The 18,048-nt window shown below is 66.0% G+C and carries 14 protein-coding genes and 1 pseudogene; 2 read left to right on the top strand and 13 right to left on the bottom strand.

Annotated features, from left to right (window positions below; genetic code table 11):
- Positions 1-21: 21 nt before the first annotated feature.
- Positions 22-339, bottom strand: a complete 318-nt coding sequence (locus WT26_RS38595; RefSeq protein ID WP_080494104.1) for a YadA-like family protein — start codon at positions 337-339, stop codon at positions 22-24.
- On the opposite strand from WT26_RS38595, the gene WT26_RS38590 reads away from it, so the two are divergent.
- Both WT26_RS38590 and WT26_RS38585 read left to right on the top strand, forming a co-directional pair.
- The gene (locus WT26_RS38590; RefSeq protein ID WP_175551915.1) at positions 338-565 is read left to right on the top strand and encodes a hypothetical protein; all 228 of its coding nucleotides are present in this window, start codon (positions 338-340) and stop codon (positions 563-565) included. The genes WT26_RS38595 and WT26_RS38590 overlap by 2 nt on opposite strands.
- 54 nt (positions 566-619) lie before the next feature.
- Positions 620-9,394: a hypothetical protein gene (locus tag WT26_RS38585; protein ID WP_069271121.1), complete on the top strand. Its 8,775-nt coding sequence runs from the start codon at positions 620-622 to the stop codon at positions 9,392-9,394.
- A gap of 449 nt (positions 9,395-9,843) precedes the next feature.
- Here the strand turns inward: WT26_RS38585 and WT26_RS39155 are convergent.
- The 12 genes and pseudogenes from WT26_RS39155 to WT26_RS25870 form a co-directional block, all read right to left on the bottom strand.
- Positions 9,844-9,975 (bottom strand): annotated as a pseudogene (locus tag WT26_RS39155) (ESPR domain-containing protein); the annotation flags it as partial.
- A 19-nt stretch (positions 9,976-9,994) separates the two neighbouring features.
- Complete coding sequence (locus WT26_RS25915; RefSeq protein ID WP_080485737.1) at positions 9,995-11,578, bottom strand: tetratricopeptide repeat protein; 1,584 nt, start codon at positions 11,576-11,578, stop codon at positions 9,995-9,997.
- A gap of 141 nt (positions 11,579-11,719) precedes the next feature.
- Positions 11,720-12,109, bottom strand: coding sequence for a hypothetical protein (locus WT26_RS37615; RefSeq protein ID WP_155123214.1), 390 nt, complete (start codon positions 12,107-12,109; stop codon positions 11,720-11,722).
- A 77-nt stretch (positions 12,110-12,186) separates the two neighbouring features.
- A complete protein-coding gene (gene tecA / locus WT26_RS25910) occupies positions 12,187-12,666 on the bottom strand; it encodes a type 6 secretion system effector deamidase TecA (RefSeq protein ID WP_069274246.1) in 480 nt (159 codons plus the stop codon).
- 53 nt (positions 12,667-12,719) lie between these two features.
- Positions 12,720-12,920 (bottom strand): hypothetical protein, encoded by a 201-nt coding sequence (locus tag WT26_RS25905; protein WP_059919551.1) that lies wholly within the window; start codon positions 12,918-12,920, stop codon positions 12,720-12,722.
- A 13-nt stretch (positions 12,921-12,933) separates the two neighbouring features.
- A complete protein-coding gene (locus tag WT26_RS25900) occupies positions 12,934-13,410 on the bottom strand; it encodes a hypothetical protein (protein WP_069274245.1) in 477 nt (158 codons plus the stop codon).
- Positions 13,411-13,471: 61 nt separating this feature from the next.
- The gene (locus tag WT26_RS25895; RefSeq protein WP_081333766.1) at positions 13,472-14,905 is read right to left on the bottom strand and encodes a Do family serine endopeptidase; all 1,434 of its coding nucleotides are present in this window, start codon (positions 14,903-14,905) and stop codon (positions 13,472-13,474) included.
- A gap of 35 nt (positions 14,906-14,940) precedes the next feature.
- The gene (locus WT26_RS25890) at positions 14,941-15,309 is read right to left on the bottom strand and encodes a hypothetical protein (protein ID WP_231130522.1); all 369 of its coding nucleotides are present in this window, start codon (positions 15,307-15,309) and stop codon (positions 14,941-14,943) included.
- 41 nt (positions 15,310-15,350) lie between these two features.
- On the bottom strand, positions 15,351-16,142 hold the full coding sequence (locus WT26_RS25885; RefSeq protein WP_069274244.1) for a hypothetical protein: 792 nt from the start codon (positions 16,140-16,142) through the stop codon (positions 15,351-15,353).
- A gap of 8 nt (positions 16,143-16,150) precedes the next feature.
- Positions 16,151-17,008, bottom strand: a complete 858-nt coding sequence (locus tag WT26_RS25880; RefSeq protein ID WP_069275143.1) for a peptidylprolyl isomerase — start codon at positions 17,006-17,008, stop codon at positions 16,151-16,153.
- 17 nt (positions 17,009-17,025) lie between these two features.
- Positions 17,026-17,484: a hypothetical protein gene (locus tag WT26_RS25875; protein WP_069274243.1), complete on the bottom strand. Its 459-nt coding sequence runs from the start codon at positions 17,482-17,484 to the stop codon at positions 17,026-17,028.
- Positions 17,481-18,047, bottom strand: coding sequence for a YbjN domain-containing protein (locus tag WT26_RS25870; protein WP_069274242.1), 567 nt, complete (start codon positions 18,045-18,047; stop codon positions 17,481-17,483). The genes WT26_RS25875 and WT26_RS25870 overlap by 4 nt, the downstream gene beginning before the upstream one ends.
- Position 18,048 lies beyond the last annotated feature (1 nt).

Here is an 18,048-nt window from a genome sequence, read left to right as displayed (position 1 = left end):
ACCTCCGCGAGTATGCGTTGCTTACCACTGGTACGATGCGCCGGCACCGTAAGTATTGCCGCCCGCGCCGTTGATCGCTACGCCTCCCTTGATCTTCAGGTTGTTGGTGATGCGTGCCGTGAAGCCGATGGCCACCGCCTGATAGCCCTGGTAACCGGCCGTTCCGAAGCCGACCGAGAGTGTCTTCCCGGGGTCGACCTCGGGAATCATCGTCAGCGCGGCGGCCCCGGCTATTCCGGAATAGGCGAGCCTTGCGACCTGGTTCATGTTCGACTGCACGGCGCTCAGTTGCGACATGTTGACCGCGTCCGTCGGGTTCATGCCGGGCGCCACGTTCATGATCCTGCGCTCGTTGCCCGGCGAACCCACCGACACCGTGTTCGCATCGGTCGCGATCGAGCTCGCGCCCAGCGCGACCGAATTCGGCGCCATGGCCATCGCGCCCGAGCCGACCGCAACCGAGTTGCTCCCCGACGCGACCGCATTGGCGCCCATTGCCGTCGCGGAATCGCCGGTGGCCTGTGCGCTGGCGCCTGTCGCGACCGGGCTTGCCAACGCGCTTTGAACGAGCTGCGCGGAAACGACTGCCTTCGCGCCCGTCGATTGCGAGCCGGCGCTGGTGGACAGGGAGCTCGACGCCGTCGACGTTGAACTTTGCGCGGTGCTGGTGCTGGTACTGGTGCTGGTACTTGCCGTGGTCGAGGTAGACGTAGAGAGCGCCGCGGAAGTCGACGTACTCGTCGTGCTCTGCGCTCCTTTCCCGAACCCCGGGGAGTTCATCTGCGTGGACAGGGAAGCGATTCCCGTCGACAGGGACGTGACGGCGGTACTCAATTTGCTGTTGGTCGTGCTCAAGCCGGTCGACAGCGACGCAACGCCGGTGAAGAGCTGGACCACGCTGGTCGACGTGGAAACACTCAGTGTCGAAAGGTTGTTGTTGACCGTGCTCAGACTGTTCATCCAGGAGGCGATCGAGCCGGAAAACGAGCTCGACAACGACGCCAGATTGCTGTTCGTCGTCGACAGGCCCGTGGACAGCGAAGTCACGCCGCTCACCGCCGCGCTGATCCCCGTCGAGGTCGACATCGACAGGCTCGTGAGGTTGCTGTTGGTCGTGTTCAGACTCGTGGACAGCGAACTGACTCGGCTGGTCGTCGTGTTCAGGCTCGTGGAGAGCGAGCCGACCGTGCTGTTGGTCGTGTTCAGGCTGGTCGACAGGGAGGTGACGTTGCTGTTGGCCGTATTCAGGCTGGTCGACAACGAACCCACGTCGGTCGATTCCCGAGTCGACAGCGCACCGAGGCTGCTGTTGGTGGTGTTCAGGCTCGTCGACAATGAGGTTACACCGCTTTGCGCCGTGCTGATCCCCACCGCCGCCGAGGTCGACAGGCTCGTCACATTGCTGTTCGTCGCGTTCACGCTCGTCGACAGCGAGCTCACGCCGCTTTGCGCCGTGCTGATTCCCGCCGCGGCCGAGGTCGACAGGCTAGCCACATTGCTATTGGTGGCAGTCACGCTGGTCGACAGCGAGTTCACGCCGCTTTGTGCCGTGCTGATTCCGGCTGCGGCCGAGGTCGACAGGCTCGTTACGTTGCTGTTCGTCGCGTTCACGCTCGTCGACAGCGAGCTCACTCCGCTTTGCGCCGTGCTGATTCCCAGCGCAGCCGCAGTCGACAGGCTCGTCACATTACTGTTGGTCGTGTTCACGCTCGTCGACAGCGAGCTCACGCCGCTTTGTGCCGTGCTGATCCCCACTGCGGCCGAAGTCGACAGGCTCGTTACGTTGCTGTTGGTCGCGTTCACGCTGGTCGACAGCGAGTTCACACCGCTTTGCGCCGTGCTGATTCCCGCCGCGGCCGAGGTCGACAGGCTAGCCACATTGCTATTGGCGGCAGTCACGCTGGTCGACAGCGAGTTCACGCCGCTTTGTGCCGTGCTGATCCCCAGCGCAGCCGCAGTCGACAGGCTCGTCACATTGCTGTTGGTCGTGTTCACGCTCGTCGACAGCGAGTTCACACCGCTTTGCGCCGTGCTGATCCCTGCCGCGGCCGAGGTCGACAGACTCGCCACATTGCTATTGGTGGCAGTCACGCTGGTCGACAGCGAGTTCACGCCGCTTTGTGCCGTGCTGATCCCCACTGCGGCCGAAGTCGACAGGCTCGTCACGCTGCTGTTCGTCGCATTCACGCTGGTCGACAGCGAGTTCACACCGCTTTGCGCCGTGCTGATTCCCGCCGCGGCCGAGGTCGACAGGCTAGCCACATTGCTATTGGCGGCAGTCACGCTGGTCGACAGCGAGTTCACGCCGCTTTGTGCCGTGCTGATCCCCAGCGCAGCCGCAGTCGACAGGCTCGTCACATTGCTGTTGGTCGTGTTCACGCTCGTCGACAGCGAGTTCACACCGCTTTGCGCCGTGCTGATCCCTGCCGCGGCCGAGGTCGACAGACTCGCCACATTGCTATTGGTGGCAGTCACGCTGGTCGACAGCGAGTTCACGCCACTTTGTGCCGTGCTGATTCCCGCTGCCGCCACGGTCGACAGGCTCGTCACATTGCTGTTGGTGGCAGTCACGCTGGTCGACAGCGAGTTCACGCCGCTTTGTGCCGTGCTGATCCCCAGCGCAGCCGCAGTCGACAGGCTCGTCACACTGCTGTTGGTCGCATTCACACTGGTCGACAGCGACACCACATCAGTCGATTCCTGCGTCGACAACGCACCGAGGCTGCTGTTTGTAGCGTTCAGGCTCGTCGACAGCGAGCTCACCCCGCTTTGCGCCGTGCTGATCCCCAGCGCCGCCGAGGTCGACAGGCTCGTCACGCTGCTGTTCGTCGCATTCACGCTGGTCGACAGCGACACCACGTCAGTCGATTCCTGCGTCGACAGCACACCGAGGCTGCTGTTCGTCGCGTTCAGGCTCGTCGACAACGAGCTCACCCCGCTTTGTGCCGTGCTGATTCCCGCTGAGGCCGAGGTCGACAGGCTCGTCACGGTGCTGTTCGTTGCATTCATGCTGGTCGACAGCGACACCACATCAGTCGATTCCTGCGTCGACAACGCACCGAGGCTGCTGTTCGTCGCGTTCAGGCTCGTCGACAGCGAGCTCACCCCGCTTTGCGCCGTGCTGATCCCCAGCGCCGCCGAGGTCGACAGGCTCGTCACGCTGCTGTTCGTCGCATTCACGCTGGTCGACAGCGACACCACGTCAGTCGATTCCTGCGTCGACAGCACACCGAGGCTGCTGTTCGTCGCGTTCAGGCTCGTCGACAACGAGCTCACCCCGCTTTGTGCCGTGCTGATTCCCGCTGCCGCCGCGGTCGACAGGCTCGTCACGGTGCTGTTCGTTGCATTCATGCTGGTCGACAGCGACACCACGTCGGTCGATTCCTGCGTCGACAACGCACCGAGGCTGCTGTTCGTCGCGTTCAGGCTCGTCGACAGCGAAGTCACCCCGCTTTGTGCCGTGCTGATCCCCACCGCCGCCACGGTCGACAGGCTCGTCACGTTGCTGTTGGTCGCATTCACGCTGGTCGACAGCGATCCCACATCGGTCGACTCCTGCGTCGACAGTGCACCGAGGCTGCTGTTCGTCGCGTTCAAGCTCGTCGACAGCGAAGTCACCCCGCTTTGTGCCGTGCTGATTCCCGCTGCCGCCGCGGTCGACAGGCTCGTCACGCTGCTGTTGGTCGCATTCACGCTGGTCGACAGCGACACCACGTCGGTCGATTCCTGCGTCGACAGTGCACCGAGGCTGCTGTTCGTCGCGTTCAGGCTCGTCGACAACGAGCTCACCCCGCTTTGTGCTGTGCTGATTCCCGCTGCCGCCACGGTCGACAAGCTCGTCACATTGCTGTTGGTCGCGTTCACGCTGGTCGACAGCGATCCCACATCGGTCGATTCCTGCGTCGACAGTGCACCAAGGCTGCTGTTGGTGGCGTTCAGGCTCGTCGACAGCGAAGTCACCCCGCTTTGTGCCGTGCTGATTCCCGCTGCCGCCGCGGTCGACAGGCTCGTCACGCTGCTGTTGGTCGCATTCACGCTGGTCGACAGCGACACCACGTCGGTCGATTCCTGCGTCGACAGTGCACCGAGGCTGCTGTTCGTCGCGTTCAGGCTCGTCGACAACGAGCTCACCCCGCTTTGTGCTGTGCTGATTCCCGCTGCCGCCACGGTCGACAAGCTCGTCACATTGCTGTTGGTCGCGTTCACGCTGGTCGACAGCGATCCCACATCGGTCGATTCCTGCGTCGACAGTGCACCAAGGCTGCTGTTGGTGGCGTTCAGGCTCGTCGACAGCGAAGTCACACCGCTTTGTGCCGTGCTGATCCCCACCGCCGCCGAGGTCGACAAGCTCGTCACGTTGCTGTTCGTCGCATTCACACTGGTCGACAGCGACACCACGTCGGTCGACTCCTGCGTCGATAGTGCACCAAGGCTGCTGTTGGTAGCGTTCAGGCTCGTCGACAGCGAAGTCACACCGCTTTGTGCCGTGCTGATCCCCACCGCCGCCGAGGTCGACAAGCTCGTCACGTTGCTGTTCGTCGCATTCACACTGGTCGACAGCGACACCACGTCGGTCGACTCCTGCGTCGATAGTGCACCAAGGCTGCTGTTGGTAGCGTTCAGGCTCGTCGACAGCGAGCTCACACCGCTTTGTGCCGTGCTGATTCCCGCCGCAGCCGAAGTCGACAGGCTCGCCACATTGCTGTTGGTCGTGTTCAGGCCGGTCGACAGTGAGCTGACGTTGCTGTTGGTCGTAGTCAGGCTGGTCGACAGCGAACCTACGTCGGTCGATTCCTGCGTCGACAGCGCGCCGACGGCGCTGTTCGTGGCGCTCAGGCCCGTCGATAATGAGCTCACGTTGCTGTTGGTCGTAGTCAGGCTCGTCGACAGCGAACCCACGTCAGTCGATTCCTGCGTCGACAACGCACCGACGGCGCTGTTCGTGGCGCTCAGGCCCGTCGATAATGAGCTCACATTGCTGTTGGTCGTAGTCAGGCTGGTCGACAGCGAACCCACGTCAGTCGATTCCTGCGTCGACAGCGCGCCGACGGCGCTGTTCGTGGCACTCAGGCCCGTCGACAGCGAGCTGACATTGCTGTTGGTCGTAGCCAGGCTGGTCGACAGCGAACCCACGTCAGTCGATTCCTGCGTCGACAGCGCGCCGACGGCGCTGTTCGTGACGCTCAGCCCCGTCGACAGCGAGCTCACCCCGCTTTGCGCCGTGCTGATTCCCGCTGAGGCCGAGGTCGACAGGCTCGTCACGGTGCTGTTCGTCGCATCCACGCTGGTCGATAGCGAACTCACACCGCTTTGTGCCGTGCTGATTCCCGCTGCGGCCGAGGTCGACAGGCTCGTCAAGGTGCTGTTGGTCGCATTCACACTGGTCGACAGCGACACCACGTCAGTCGATTCCTGCGTCGACAGTGCACCGAGGCTGCTGTTGGTCGCGTTCAAACTCGTCGACAGCGAGCTCACGCCGCTTTGTGCCGTGCTGATTCCCGCTGCGGCCGAGGTCGACAGGCTCGTCACATTGCTGTTCGTCGCGTTCAGGCTCGTCGACAGCGAAGTCACCCCGCTTTGCGCCGTGCTGATCCCCGCCGCCGCCACGGTCGACAGGCTCGTCACGCTGCTGTTGGTCGCATTCACGCTGGTCGACAACGACACCACGTCGGTCGATTCCTGCGTCGACAACGCACCGAGGTTGCTGTTCGTCGCGTTCAGGCTCGTCGACAGCGAGCTCACGCCGCTTTGCGCCGTGCTGATTCCCGCTGCCGCCACGGTCGACAAGCTCGTCACATTGCTGTTCGTCGCATCCACGCTGGTCGACAGCGAGTTCACGCCGCTTTGTGCCGTGCTGATCCCGGCCGCCGCCACGGTCGACAGGCTCGTCACGCTGCTATTGGTCGCATTCACGCTGGTCGACAACGACACCACGTCGGTCGATTCCTGCGTCGACAACGCACCGAGGTTGCTGTTCGTCGCGCTCAGGCTCGTCGACAACGAAGTCACCCCGCTTTGTGTCGTGCTGATCCCCGCCGCCGCCGAGGTCGACAGGCTCGTCACGGTGCTGTTCGTCGCATCCACGCTGGTCGATAGCGAACTCACACCGCTTTGTGCCGTGCTGATCCCCAGCGCAGCCGCAGTCGACAAGCTCGTCACACTGCTGTTCGTCGTGTTCACGCTGGTCGACAGCGACACCACGTCAGTCGATTCTTGCGTCGACAGTGCACCAAGGCTGCTATTCGTCGCGTTCAAGCTCGTCGACAACGAGCTCACCCCGCTTTGTGCCGTGCTGATCCCGGCCGCCGCCACGGTCGACAGGCTCGTCACGTTGCTGTTGGTCGCGTTCACGCTGGTCGACAGCGACACCACGTCAGTCGATTCTTGCGTCGATAGTGCACCGAGGCTGCTGTTCGTCGCGTTCAGGCTCGTCGACAGCGAAGTCACACCGCTTTGCGCCGTGCTGATTCCCGCCGCGGCCGAGGTCGACAGGCTCGTCACATTGCTGTTCGTCGCGTTCAGGCTCGTCGACAACGAAGTCACCCCGCTTTGTGCCGTGCTGATCCCCGCCGCCGCCACGGTCGACAGGCTCGTCACGTTGCTGTTGGTCGCGTTCACGCTGGTCGACAGCGACACCACGTCAGTCGATTCCTGCGTCGACAGTGCACCAAGGCTGCTGTTCGTCGCGTTCAGGCTCGTCGACAACGAGCTCACCCCGCTTTGCGCCGTGCTGATTCCCGCTGCCGCCACGGTCGACAAGCTCGTCACATTGCTGTTGGTCGCATTCACGCTGGTCGACAGCGACACCACGTCGGTCGACTCCTGCGTCGATAGTGCACCAAGGCTGCTGTTCGTCGCGTTCAGGCTCGTCGACAGCGAAGTCACGCCGCTTTGTGCCGTGCTGATCCCGGCCGCCGCCACGGTCGACAGGCTCGTCACGCTGCTATTGGTCGCATTCACGCTGGTCGACAGCGACACCACGTCGGTCGACTCCTGCGTCGATAGTGCACCAAGGCTGCTGTTCGTCGCGTTCAGGCTCGTCGACAACGAAGTCACACCGCTTTGCGCCGTGCTGATCCCCACCGCCGCCGAGGTCGACAGGCTCGTTACGCTGCTATTCATCGTGTTCACGCTGGTCGACAACGACACCACGTCAGTCGATTCCTGCGTCGACAACGCACCGAGGCTGCTGTTGGTCGCGTTCAGACTCGTCGACAGCGAGCTCACCCCGCTTTGTGCCGTGCTGATTCCCGCTGCGGCCGAGGTCGACAAACTCGTCACGGTGCTGTTCGTCGCATCCACGCTGGTCGATAGCGAACTCACACCGCTTTGTGCCGTGCTGATCCCCGCCGCCGCCGAGGTCGACAGGCTCGTTACGCTGCTGTTGGTCGCATTCACACTGGTCGACAGCGACACCACGTCGGTCGATTCCTGCGTCGACAGCGCACCGAGGCTGCTGTTCGTCGCGTTCAGGCTCGTCGACAACGAGCTCACGCCGCTTTGTGCTGTGCTGATCCCCGCCGCCGCCACGGTCGACAGGCTCGTCACGCTGCTGTTCGTCGCGTTCACGCTGGTCGACAGCGAGCTCACCCCGCTTTGCGCCGTGCTGATCCCCGCCGCGGCCGAGGTCGACAGACTCGTCACATTGCTGTTCGTCGCGTTCACACTCGTCGACAGCGAGCTCACACCGCTTTGCGCCGTGTTGATCCCCGCCGCGGCCGAGGTCGACAGGCTCGTCACATTGCTGTTCGTCGCGTTCACGCTCGTCGACAGCGAGTTCACACCGCTTTGCGTCGTGCTGATCCCCGCCGCGGCCGAGGTCGACAGACTAGCCACATTGCTGTTGGTCGTGTTCACGCTCGTCGACAGCGAGCTCACGCCGCTTTGCGCCGTGCTGATTCCCGCTGCCGCCACGGTCGACAGGCTCGTCACATTGCTGTTGGTCGCGTTCACGCTCGTCGACAGCGAGTTCACCCCACTTTGTGCCGTGCTGATTCCCGCCGCGGCCGAAGTCGACAGGCTCGTCACATTGCTGTTCGTCGTGTTCACACTCGTCGACAGCGAGTTCACGCCACTTTGCGCCGTGCTGATTCCCACCGCGGCCGAAGTCGACAGGCTCGTCACATTGCTGTTGGTCGTGTTTACGCTCGTCGACAGCGAGCTCACGCCGCTTTGCGCCGTGCTGATTCCCGCTGACGCCACGGTCGACAGGCTCGTCACATTGCTGTTGGTCGCGTTCACGCTGGTCGACAGCGAGTTCACGCCACTTTGTGCCGTGCTGATCCCCGCTGCGGCCGAGGTCGACAGGCTCGTCACATTGCTGTTCGTCGTGTTCACACTCGTCGACAGCGAGTTCACGCCACTTTGCGCCGTGCTGATCCCCGCCGCCGCCGAGGTCGACAGACTCGTCACATTGCTGTTGGTCGCGTTCAGCCCTGTCGACAGCGAGCTCACGCCGCTCTGCGCCGTGCTGATCCCCGTCGAGGCCGAAGTCGACAGGCTCGTCACATTGCTGTTGGTCGCATTCAGCCCTGTCGACAGCGAGTTCACACCGCTCTGCGCCGTGCTGATCCCCGTCGAGGCCGAAGTCGACAGGCTCGTCACATTGCTGTTGGTCGCATTCAGCCCTGTCGACAGCGAGTTCACACCGCTCTGCGCCGTGCTGATCCCCGTCGAGCTCGAGGTCGACAGGCTCGTCACGTTACTATTCGTCGTGCTCAACCCCGTCGACAGCGAGTTCACACCGCTCTGCGCCGTGCTGATCCCCGCCGCCGCCGAAGTCGACAGGCTCGTCACATTGCTGTTGGTCGCGTTCAGCCCTGTCGACAGCGAGCTCACGCCGCTCTGCGCCGTGCTGATCCCCGTCGAGGCCGAAGTCGACAGGCTCGTCACATTGCTGTTGGTCGCATTCAGCCCTGTCGACAGCGAGTTCACACCGCTCTGCGTCGTGCTGATCCCCGTCGAGGCCGAAGTCGACAGGCTCGTCACATTGCTGTTGGTCGCATTCAGCCCTGTCGACAGCGAGCTCACGCCGCTCTGCGCCGTGCTGATCCCCGTCGAGCTCGAGGTCGACAGGCTCGTCACGTTACTATTCGTCGTGCTCAGCCCCGTCGACAGCGAGTTCACACCGCTCTGCGCCGTGCTGATCCCCGTCGAGCTCGAAGTCGACAGGCTCGTGACGTTGCTGTTCGTCGCGTTCAAGCTGGTGGAGAGGGAGAAAAGCTGCCCGCCGTTCACCGCATCCGTCGAGCCCGACGCCACGTTCCCGCTCGACACATTGACGATCTTGCGCTGCAGCGAGCCGTTGCCCACGCTCACCACGTTTGCCGCGCCGCCGTCGGTGCTGTTGGAACCCAGCGCGACGGAGTTTGTCCCCGTAGCCGTCGCGCCGTAGCCAATCGCCGTGGTGTTGGTGATATTGAGCGGGCTGCCGCTCGTTCCCGATCCCGCAGATGCGCCCAACGCCACATTTCCGCTACCGTTGACGTACTGACCAGCGCTCGCTCCGATCGCCGTGTTGTTGCTGCCCGTGACGGCATAGCTGGAATTGGCTCCGCTTCCGGTGTTGTTGCTGCCGGTGACGTTGTAGCTCGAATTAGCCCCGCTACCCGTATTCGAGTCTCCCGTGACGTTGTAGCTCGAATAGGCCCCGTTACCCGTGTTCGAACTGCCAGACATGCCGGTGCCGCTCGCATATCCGTAGAACGTGTCATTGGTCCCGCTCCCCGTGTACATCGCCGAAGTGCTTCCACACGTGTCACTGACGGGACCCTTGTTATAACAAACGCTATCCGCCCACGCCAACTGCGGCAGGGGCATGCACGTACCGGCCGCCAAAGCTGCGGCAGCCACAACCCGCACTCGCCTGACCGCACGAGACCGCCCCCCTGACTTACCCTGCCCCGCCGTGCTCTCCGCGACGACAACCATCTGGTTCAGCCTGCGGCTGAAAATGCACTTGTAGATCCTGTTCATGTTCCCCCCCCCGTATTTGTCAGCGCCAGTTCGCGGAAAGCGCTTGCAGACAGGTTCCCCAGTCCGCGCGCGTCTCTTGCCTGTATGTCACGACGTCGCGATACCATCCGGTATCCCCACACCACCGCCAGTCCGCATGCTTTTGCAACAGCACATGCGTTTTCAGTCCGAGCGCCCCCGAAAGATTGGCGCTCGATGTGCACACCGACACGATTTCATCCAGACACTGCATCGCCGCCGCAGTCCGGCTGAAGTCGGTCAAAAAGAAAGCAAGATCGGTAACGTGCAAATCGGGCACGCCGGCCAGAGCCGCGCCATGTTCAGCGGGCATCAGCGAATAGAAGCGCACGCCGCGAATGTCCTTCAGCCACGCGTTCAGCTGCTCCGACGGCACATTGCGTGCGCGCCGATTCGATGCGCTCGAGAGCGGATTGGCCGACCACGCGATGCCGATATGCCGGCAGCCATCGCCCGCGCGAGACGACGCAATCAACCGCCGGGCGGCGCGCTGATCTTCCGGCGCAGGCTTCAGATAAGCTGCCGGCTCAGGCTTGTCCAACCACAACGGCAGATCGCCGATCGGGATGTGCCAGATACGTAAGGACTGTTTAACGATGTCGCCAAGATCCGGCTCTTTCGTGACCATCCCCCCCAATACGCGTGCCGACGGAAAACTCTCGCGGAACAACCGCACCAGTGCGGGCCTGCATACCACCACCACGCGCATGTCGGCAGACCTTGCCCGGCGCACCAGCGAAGGCAGAAACGCGGCAAACAGGATCTCGTCGCCGGCGCCCTGCTCGCAGGAGACAATCAATGTCGATCCGGCTTCGAACTGGCCGCACCACGACGGGTACGGAAAGCGCATGCCCTTGAGGCCGATCCTCTCTCCCGCATCGAAACGCCTCGCATAATGTGGCCACGCCTCCGTGAACCGGCCCCTGCCAAGCAGAAAATGCGCGTACTCCCAATGCGTGAGCGGATCGTCGTCTTCGGAGATCTGTTTCTCGAACAACGCCCGTGCGCGATCGTCCAGCCCGAGATGGGCGCAGCACACGGCCATCCGGTGTGCGGCCTTGTCGCGCAATCCGCTCTCGACACGAACCAGCCGGTCAAAGCAATCGAGCGCCTCGTCGAAATGCTCCCGGAGCCGCAGAAGCTCGCCGTAATTCCATAACGCGTCGGCACAAGCCGGATCTCGTTCCAGGCACGCGCGATATTCATCCATCGCGCGCGCCTGCTGCCCGGATTCGTGCAACGCGACCGCGAGGTTGTAGCGAATCTGCGGATCACGCGGCGCAAGTACGGCAGCCCACGCGAGTTCATCGAGCGCTTCGCGTCGTAGGCCGACCCGGTTCAATGCCACGCCGAGAATCAGCCGCACGAAGCCGCTGCCCGGGTCAATGGAGACGGCCTGCCTTGCGCACGCGGCACTTTGCTCGAAGTCCCCGCCATTCAGAAGTTGCCACGCCCGATTCGCAAGCGCGTCGGCTTGCGTCGACACGCCCGGCGCGAAGCCCCCTGGTCCGGCACGAACCGACGACACATCGGCAATGCATGCCGGCGTGACAGATGGCGCATGTAATTCTTTTCCGCCTTCCATACTCCCCCCGAACACATCGTTGATTGAATCTTCTGCGTGCGCGTGAGCGCGACTCAGTCGACGTGTACCGGGAGGTAATGCGTGAAAGCAGCCGCGTGGCTACCCGTAGCGTACTTGGACATGATTTCCCCGATCTGCGCGTTAGTTGTTCATTGCCGACATCGGGCCGTATGGCCGTGCGGCTTGTGTGTTCGCAGAAGACGAGAGCAAGGAACGGACCATCACGCAGCGGCGCAATGAACAAGGGGCTGCGCGATCGATGGTTGGTGTGATGAAACGTTCGGACCGCTGCGTTGTTTCAGTTCTGAAACGCAAGGCGAACGCACCCATTCGCCCAGTCCCGCGCGCGGCAAGGAAACGCAGCAACGGCGCGGCTTCACGGGCGACGACGAGCATTCGATTCAGCGCGCGCCGTTGCTGCGATGCATCGAGAATTGTTTCAACCGTGTAACGCGCGGCCGTTTTCGCCGACGTATGCGCGCGCGGATCTTCCGTGTCGTCCGTTACGGATGCGTCCGGGACCGCGGACATCCATGGGGATCGTGTTCAAACACGCGTTCACGCCCAAGGGCTGAGCTTCAGCCGCGATACCACGGCCATCTGGTCGTTTACAGGCGCGACAGGTGCACCCGAATGTTGGTCCTGTCATACAGGAAGGTTCCGTCGTCGCCGGGGGCAAGCACGCGCGCGAGGTCCACCGGAACCAGCCACCCGTTCCCCAGGCGCCCGCCGTTCACCGCGCGTATCCTGCTGCCTCCAATGGCTATCGCGGCATGAAAGACATTGCCGTTTCGGGAGAAGCCGATTGCGGTTCCCGCGGGAATGCTTCCCCGCCCATCCCATTGATTGCCCGCCTCGAAATTGAACCGCGGTCGCCAATTCTGAGCGTTCGTGTCGATCAGCATATTGGGCGTGATGAACGCAGGCCCCTGGAGCAGATACCTGACAAAGGCGGCGGCATCGTAGCAGATGCCCCTGGACACATACTCGGAGATGTTGGCCATGCCGTACATCAGCGCCTGCGCGTGCTTCTGCCGTTCGGCGAAACCGGATTGGGCGACATGCGAGCCCAATCGAGTGAGTTCCATGGTCAGGTCCTTTCAAGGGTGAGGGTCGCCACAGTCCGGCCAGCGGATCAAGCTCATATCATATTACGAAACCAACCGGCACTATCCGGGCGTCGGCGCAGCGCCGCCCGCTGCAAAGCAACCTCCCGGCGCAAGCGCTCGAACTGCACCCGCGCCGGCTGCCGGCCGATCCGGCCGGTCAGCGCGTCCACATGCGCGGCGAATCCGAACAGCACGCCGATCGCCAGCACGATCAGGACCAGCACGACCGTCATCGCGCCACGCCCGTCATGGAGCCGCCGCCGCTGCCCCGGAAGCCGCGACCGGCGCGTCGGGATTCGGCGTCAACCGCAAACGCACGCGCAGCGGCTGGCGCATGTCGGGCGGCGGCGGCTCGGCCAGCGGCCCGGCGGTCAGCAGCTGCCGCAACGCGGCATCCGCGTTCGGGTCGCCGAGCGACGCGAACTCGACACGCGTGACGGCGCCGTTCGGACCGATCCACGCGCGCACGACGATCGCGGGCGGCGGCGCGGCGGCGCTCGCGTTCAGCACGCGCACCTCGAGATAGCGGTGCAGCCGATCGGCCGCGTCGCCGTCGGCTTCGAGCCACGCCTGGAACTGCTGCCCGGCGAGCTGTCCGTAGCGCATCCAGGCCTGCGGTACGTCGGCGGTCTGTGCATGCGCCGGCGCGCTCGCGACGAGCGTCCATGCGACGGCGAGCGCCGCGCCCCAGCCGCGCGCGCGATACCCCTGGTTTCGCTTCATGAGGATTCCTGTTTTCCTGTCCGCTTGCGCGCCGCGCCCGTCCATCGTCCCGCTCCCGCCGTCAGCCCGGATCGACCGGCACGTACAGACGCGTGCCGCCGCGCTGGACGAGCAGCGCGATCGCGCCGCGCGCACGGTCCAGTTCGCCGATCAGCGCGCCGATGTTCGCGACCGGCGTGCCGTTGACCGACAGCACGATATCGCCGGCCTGCAACCCCGCGCGCGCGGCCTGGCCGCTCGCCTGCTCGACGACGAGCGCCTGGCCGACGCCGACGCGCCGGCGCTCCTGCTCCGTTGCCGCACGCAACGCGAGCCCGAACCGCGCGAGCGCCTGCGCATCGCCGTTCGACGCGACGCCGCTGTCGAACACCCCCACCGTCGCGTGCAGGTGCCTCGCCTGCCCCGCGCGCCACACCAGCAGATCCGCGCGATGCCCGGGCCGCATGAGCGCGACCGGGCCGAGCAGGTCCGCCGATCCGGCGACCGGCTTGCCGTCGACCGCAAGCACGACGTCGCCCGGTTGCAGGCCCGCCTGCGCGGCCGGGCCGTCCGGTTCGACCATCGTGATCAGCGCGCCGTCCGGGCTCGCGAGGCCGAACGAACGCGCGAGCGCCTGGCTCACCTCCTGCACGGCCACGCCGAGCCGGCCGCGCGTGACCTTGCCGGTGCGCAGCAGTTGATCCTTCACGTCGAGCGCGATGTCGATCGGAATCGCGAACGCGAGCCCCTGGTAGCCGCCTGTCTTCGAGAAAATCATCGAGTTGATCGCGATCACGCGGCCGCCGAGATCGAACAGCGGGCCGCCCGAATTGCCGGGGTTGATCGGCACGTCGGTCTGGATGAACGGAATCGCGCGCTCGCCGGGCAACGAGCGCGATTTCGCACTGACGATACCCTGCGTGACCGTGTTCGCGAACCCGTACGGCGAACCGATCGCCATCACCCAGTCGCCCACCTCGGTGCGTGCCGGGTCGCCGGTGACGACCGGCAGGTCGTGCGCGTCGATCCGGACCACCGCGACATCGGTCAGCGGATCGCTGCCGATCACGCGCCCCTTGAACTGCCGCTTGTCGGTGAGCTTCACGTCGATCGCGACGGCGTCGCCGACCACGTGCCGGTTGGTCAGGATCACGCCGTCCGCACTGACGATGAAGCCGGAGCCGAGGCTCACTTCCTCGCGGTTGCCGATCACGCGCCGCGCGAGAAACGGCGCGAGCGGATGATCGGGTGCAATGCCCGGCGGCAGCTGGATGCCCATCTGCGTGACTTCGCGCGTGACGCTGATGTTGACGACCGCCGCGCCATACCGTTTGACGAGCGCGGTGAAGTTCGGCGGGGCCGCCTGAGGCGGGGCCGCCGGCGTCGCGGCGAGCGCCGGCCGTTCGGCGGCGACGGCCAATCCGTCCGCATCGCCCGCGCCGGTCAGCGCGATCGCGCCCAGCATCGCGAGCGTCGCGCCCGCCCGACTGCAAATACCCGATTCCACGATGATCATCCTCGTCGTTTCACGCGCGAATGACGCGCATTCGCTCATTTCGGCGGCACCGCGACCGGCGCATCCGGCCGCTGCGGCGCCACCGACCGGCCCCAGTTCGAGCCGAACCGGTTTCGCTCGGTCGACAGGTTGAACGTGCCGAGACGGTTCGACGGCGCCGTCGCGAGCCCTTCCGCGGCCGTCTGCGACGCACCCGCGTGCGGCGTCGCCTTCGGCTCGAGCTGCGCGCTCAGGCAGTCGTACGACAGCGCACGCTTGCCGTCGACTTCCGCATCGACACAGACCGGCTTCGCCGCCGAACCCGGCTGGCTGCCAGCCGCCGACGGCCGACCAGCCTGCGCATGGACGGCGCCCGCCAGCAACGCGCACCCCCATGCCATGCTCCACTTCCGCCATTCGCCCATATCCGCCTCCTTCGATGCGCGCGGCCTCGTCGCGGCCGTCGTCAGATTGCGTCGCGCCGCGGCGAGCGGGCGACGAAGCGCGCAAACGCCGCGCGCCCGGCCGGCTCGACGGCCGGCACGGGTGCGCGCTGCTGCTGCGCCCAGGCGTCGCGCATGCCGTCGACCGGCTGCCACGCATGCACCTGCGCGCCGGTCGGATACGGCGTCGCCTGCGGTTCCCGGTAGTCGACGCGAAAGAACCGCGGCGCATCGGCGCCGGCCGCCCACAGATCGCCGACGTCGCGCACGCTCGCGTCGAACCAGAATCGCACCCAGCGTGCCGGACCGCCGGCCGACGCATCGGCCGGCTCGTGCGCCCCCGGCGTCCGCATGAACCCGGCCAGCACGAGCAGCACGGCCGCCAGATCGTCGTCGCGCAGCGACGGGTACGACCACAGGTCCTGCACGTCCGCGCAGGCCAGCACCGCCGTGAAGCGCCCGATCGTGAGCGCGGGCCACGCGCGCCGCATCAGCGCGTAATGACGCGCCCAGTCCGCTACGAAGCGCTCGCGATGACGCGCCGCCACCCGCGCGTCGCGGCCGCCGTGCACCGCCACCTCGTCCGGCTGGTACTGGCGCGTCGTGAGCACGCACTGCGCGGAGCACCGCGCGCTCCGGTGCCGCGCGCGGCCCGGCATGCCGGGCATCGGCTCGAGCGTGCCGAAACAGAGCGGGCAGTGCGACGGCAGCACGCCCGGCGCGCCGGGCCATGCGTTGGCGGCAACGGGGCGCGCGGGCGCCGGGCTGCGCGGCTCGGGCGCGGCCGGTTTCTGCGCGGAACGGGTGACGGTCATGAGCGTGCCTACCGGGCAGACGCGAGCGCTTTCTTCAGCGCGTCTTCGTTGATCGGTGCGTTCGCGGCGAGCTTCGCGAGATACGCCTGCGCATTCTGCTGCGTGCGCTGCGCGCGCAGCATCGCGCGCAGTTGCTCCTTCACGTCGGCGAGCGGGCGCGGTGCGGCCGCGCGTACGTCGATCAGCTTCACGACGTGAAAACCGGCCGGCGTCTGGATCGGCGCGGAGACCTGGCCCGGCTTCAGCGCGTCGGCCGCCTGGCGCACCGCGGGCAGCAGCATCGTCTCGGGCACGAACCCGAGATCGCCGCCGTTCGCGGCGCTCGCCTTGTCCTGCGAATTCGCCTTCGCGAGCGCCGCGAAATCGCCGCCGCGCGCGCGGTTCGCGAGATCGGCCGCCTGCTTGCGCGCCTTGTCGACGGTCGCCGCGTCCGCGTCGGGCGCGACGGCGACGTAGATCTGCGCGACGTGCAGCGCGCGCGGCGCGGTGAACGCGGCGCGGTTCCTGTCATACGCGGACTGCAGTTCCGCATCCGACGGATAGTCGGCCGGCGGCGCATTCGCCGACGCCAGGTAGCTGCGCACGACGATCTCGCGCTGCGCCTGTTCGACGGCCGCCTGCACCTGCGCCTGCTTGTCCCAGCCCTTCGATTTCGCCTCGGCCAGCACGGCCTTCTGCGCGAGCGTCGAACGCACGACCTGGTCGAGCGCCGCGGGATCGGCCGCGAGACGCTCGCGCCCTTCGTCGCCCGCCGCCTTCAGCAGCGCGGCAATGTCCGACTGCGTGACCGACGCTTGGGGCCCGTTCGCGATCACGTCGTCCTGCGCGGCCGCCATCAGCGGCACGCTCAGCAGCAGGCCGCCCATCATCGTTGCAAAGTTCTTCACGATCGTTCCTGTCCTGTCTGACTGCTGTCCTGAACCGCAACGCGCACCCGCACGACCAGCGGCTGCGCCATCCCGCGTGGCGGCGCCGCGCCGACCGCCCGGCCGACCAGCGCCGAGCGCAGGTCCGCGGCGACGTCCGGCGCGAACGCCGGCGCGCTCTCGACCCGCTCGATGTGGCCGCGCCGGTCGAGCCACGCCTTCAGCCGCAGCGCCGGGGGCGCGTCGCCGTGCTCGTCGTCCTCGCTGCGCGCCGCATCACGTTCGAGCTGCGCGCGCAAGCGGGATGCCGCCGCGTCCGTGCCGTCGAGCGCCGCTGCCAGCCGCTGCGCGACGCGCTGCGCATAGTCGGCCCACGCGGCCGGCGCGTCGCCGACCGCCACCGGGCCGCGCCGCGCCGGCCGGCCGCGTGTCAGCAGCGCACGCAGCGCCGCGCCGATCCGGCCGGCGCCGGTCATTGCGCGGCGGCTTCCGCGCGCCCCTGCCCTGCGTCGTCGGTCTGCGGGTCGCTACCCGCGCGGGCGGCGGCTTCCTGCTCGGCCATCGCGGGACGGTTGCGCAGGTGCAGCAGGAATTCCTGGATCAGCCGGTCCCACAGCTCGATCGTCGAGCGCAGGTAGCGCTCGGACACGCCGCCCGCGACGATCACGTCCATTTCCAGCGCGAGAAACTGCCCGTGGCTCGCGAGACGCGCGAAGCGCTTGGTCCGGTTCCAGTCGGCCACCAGCTGCGCGGGCAGGTCGCCCTGCACCTGCAGCACGCAGCCGAGCGTGTAGTCGAGGTAGCGCGCAATCGGCGCGCCCGCGGCCTCGCCCTGCGGCGGCGCGGCGTTGCCGAAGCGCACCGCGAAGCCGATGCCCTGGCTCGCGCTCATCAGCTGCACCGCGCCGTTCTGCTCGGCCGCCGTCACGCGGTAGCCCGCATTGCGGAACACGTCCGCGAGTTCGTCGACGCCGATCGCATCGATCAGCGCATCCTGTGCCGGGCGGTCGCCCGACGTTCCCATCTTGCTGTCCAGCATG

The sequence above is a fragment of the Burkholderia cepacia genome, assembly GCF_001718835.1.
In the GTDB taxonomy this organism is placed as follows: Bacteria; Pseudomonadota; Gammaproteobacteria; order Burkholderiales; family Burkholderiaceae; genus Burkholderia; species Burkholderia cepacia_F.
The sequence above is the reverse complement of the archived record's forward strand: the minus strand, read 5'-3'. Positions and strand labels throughout refer to the sequence as shown.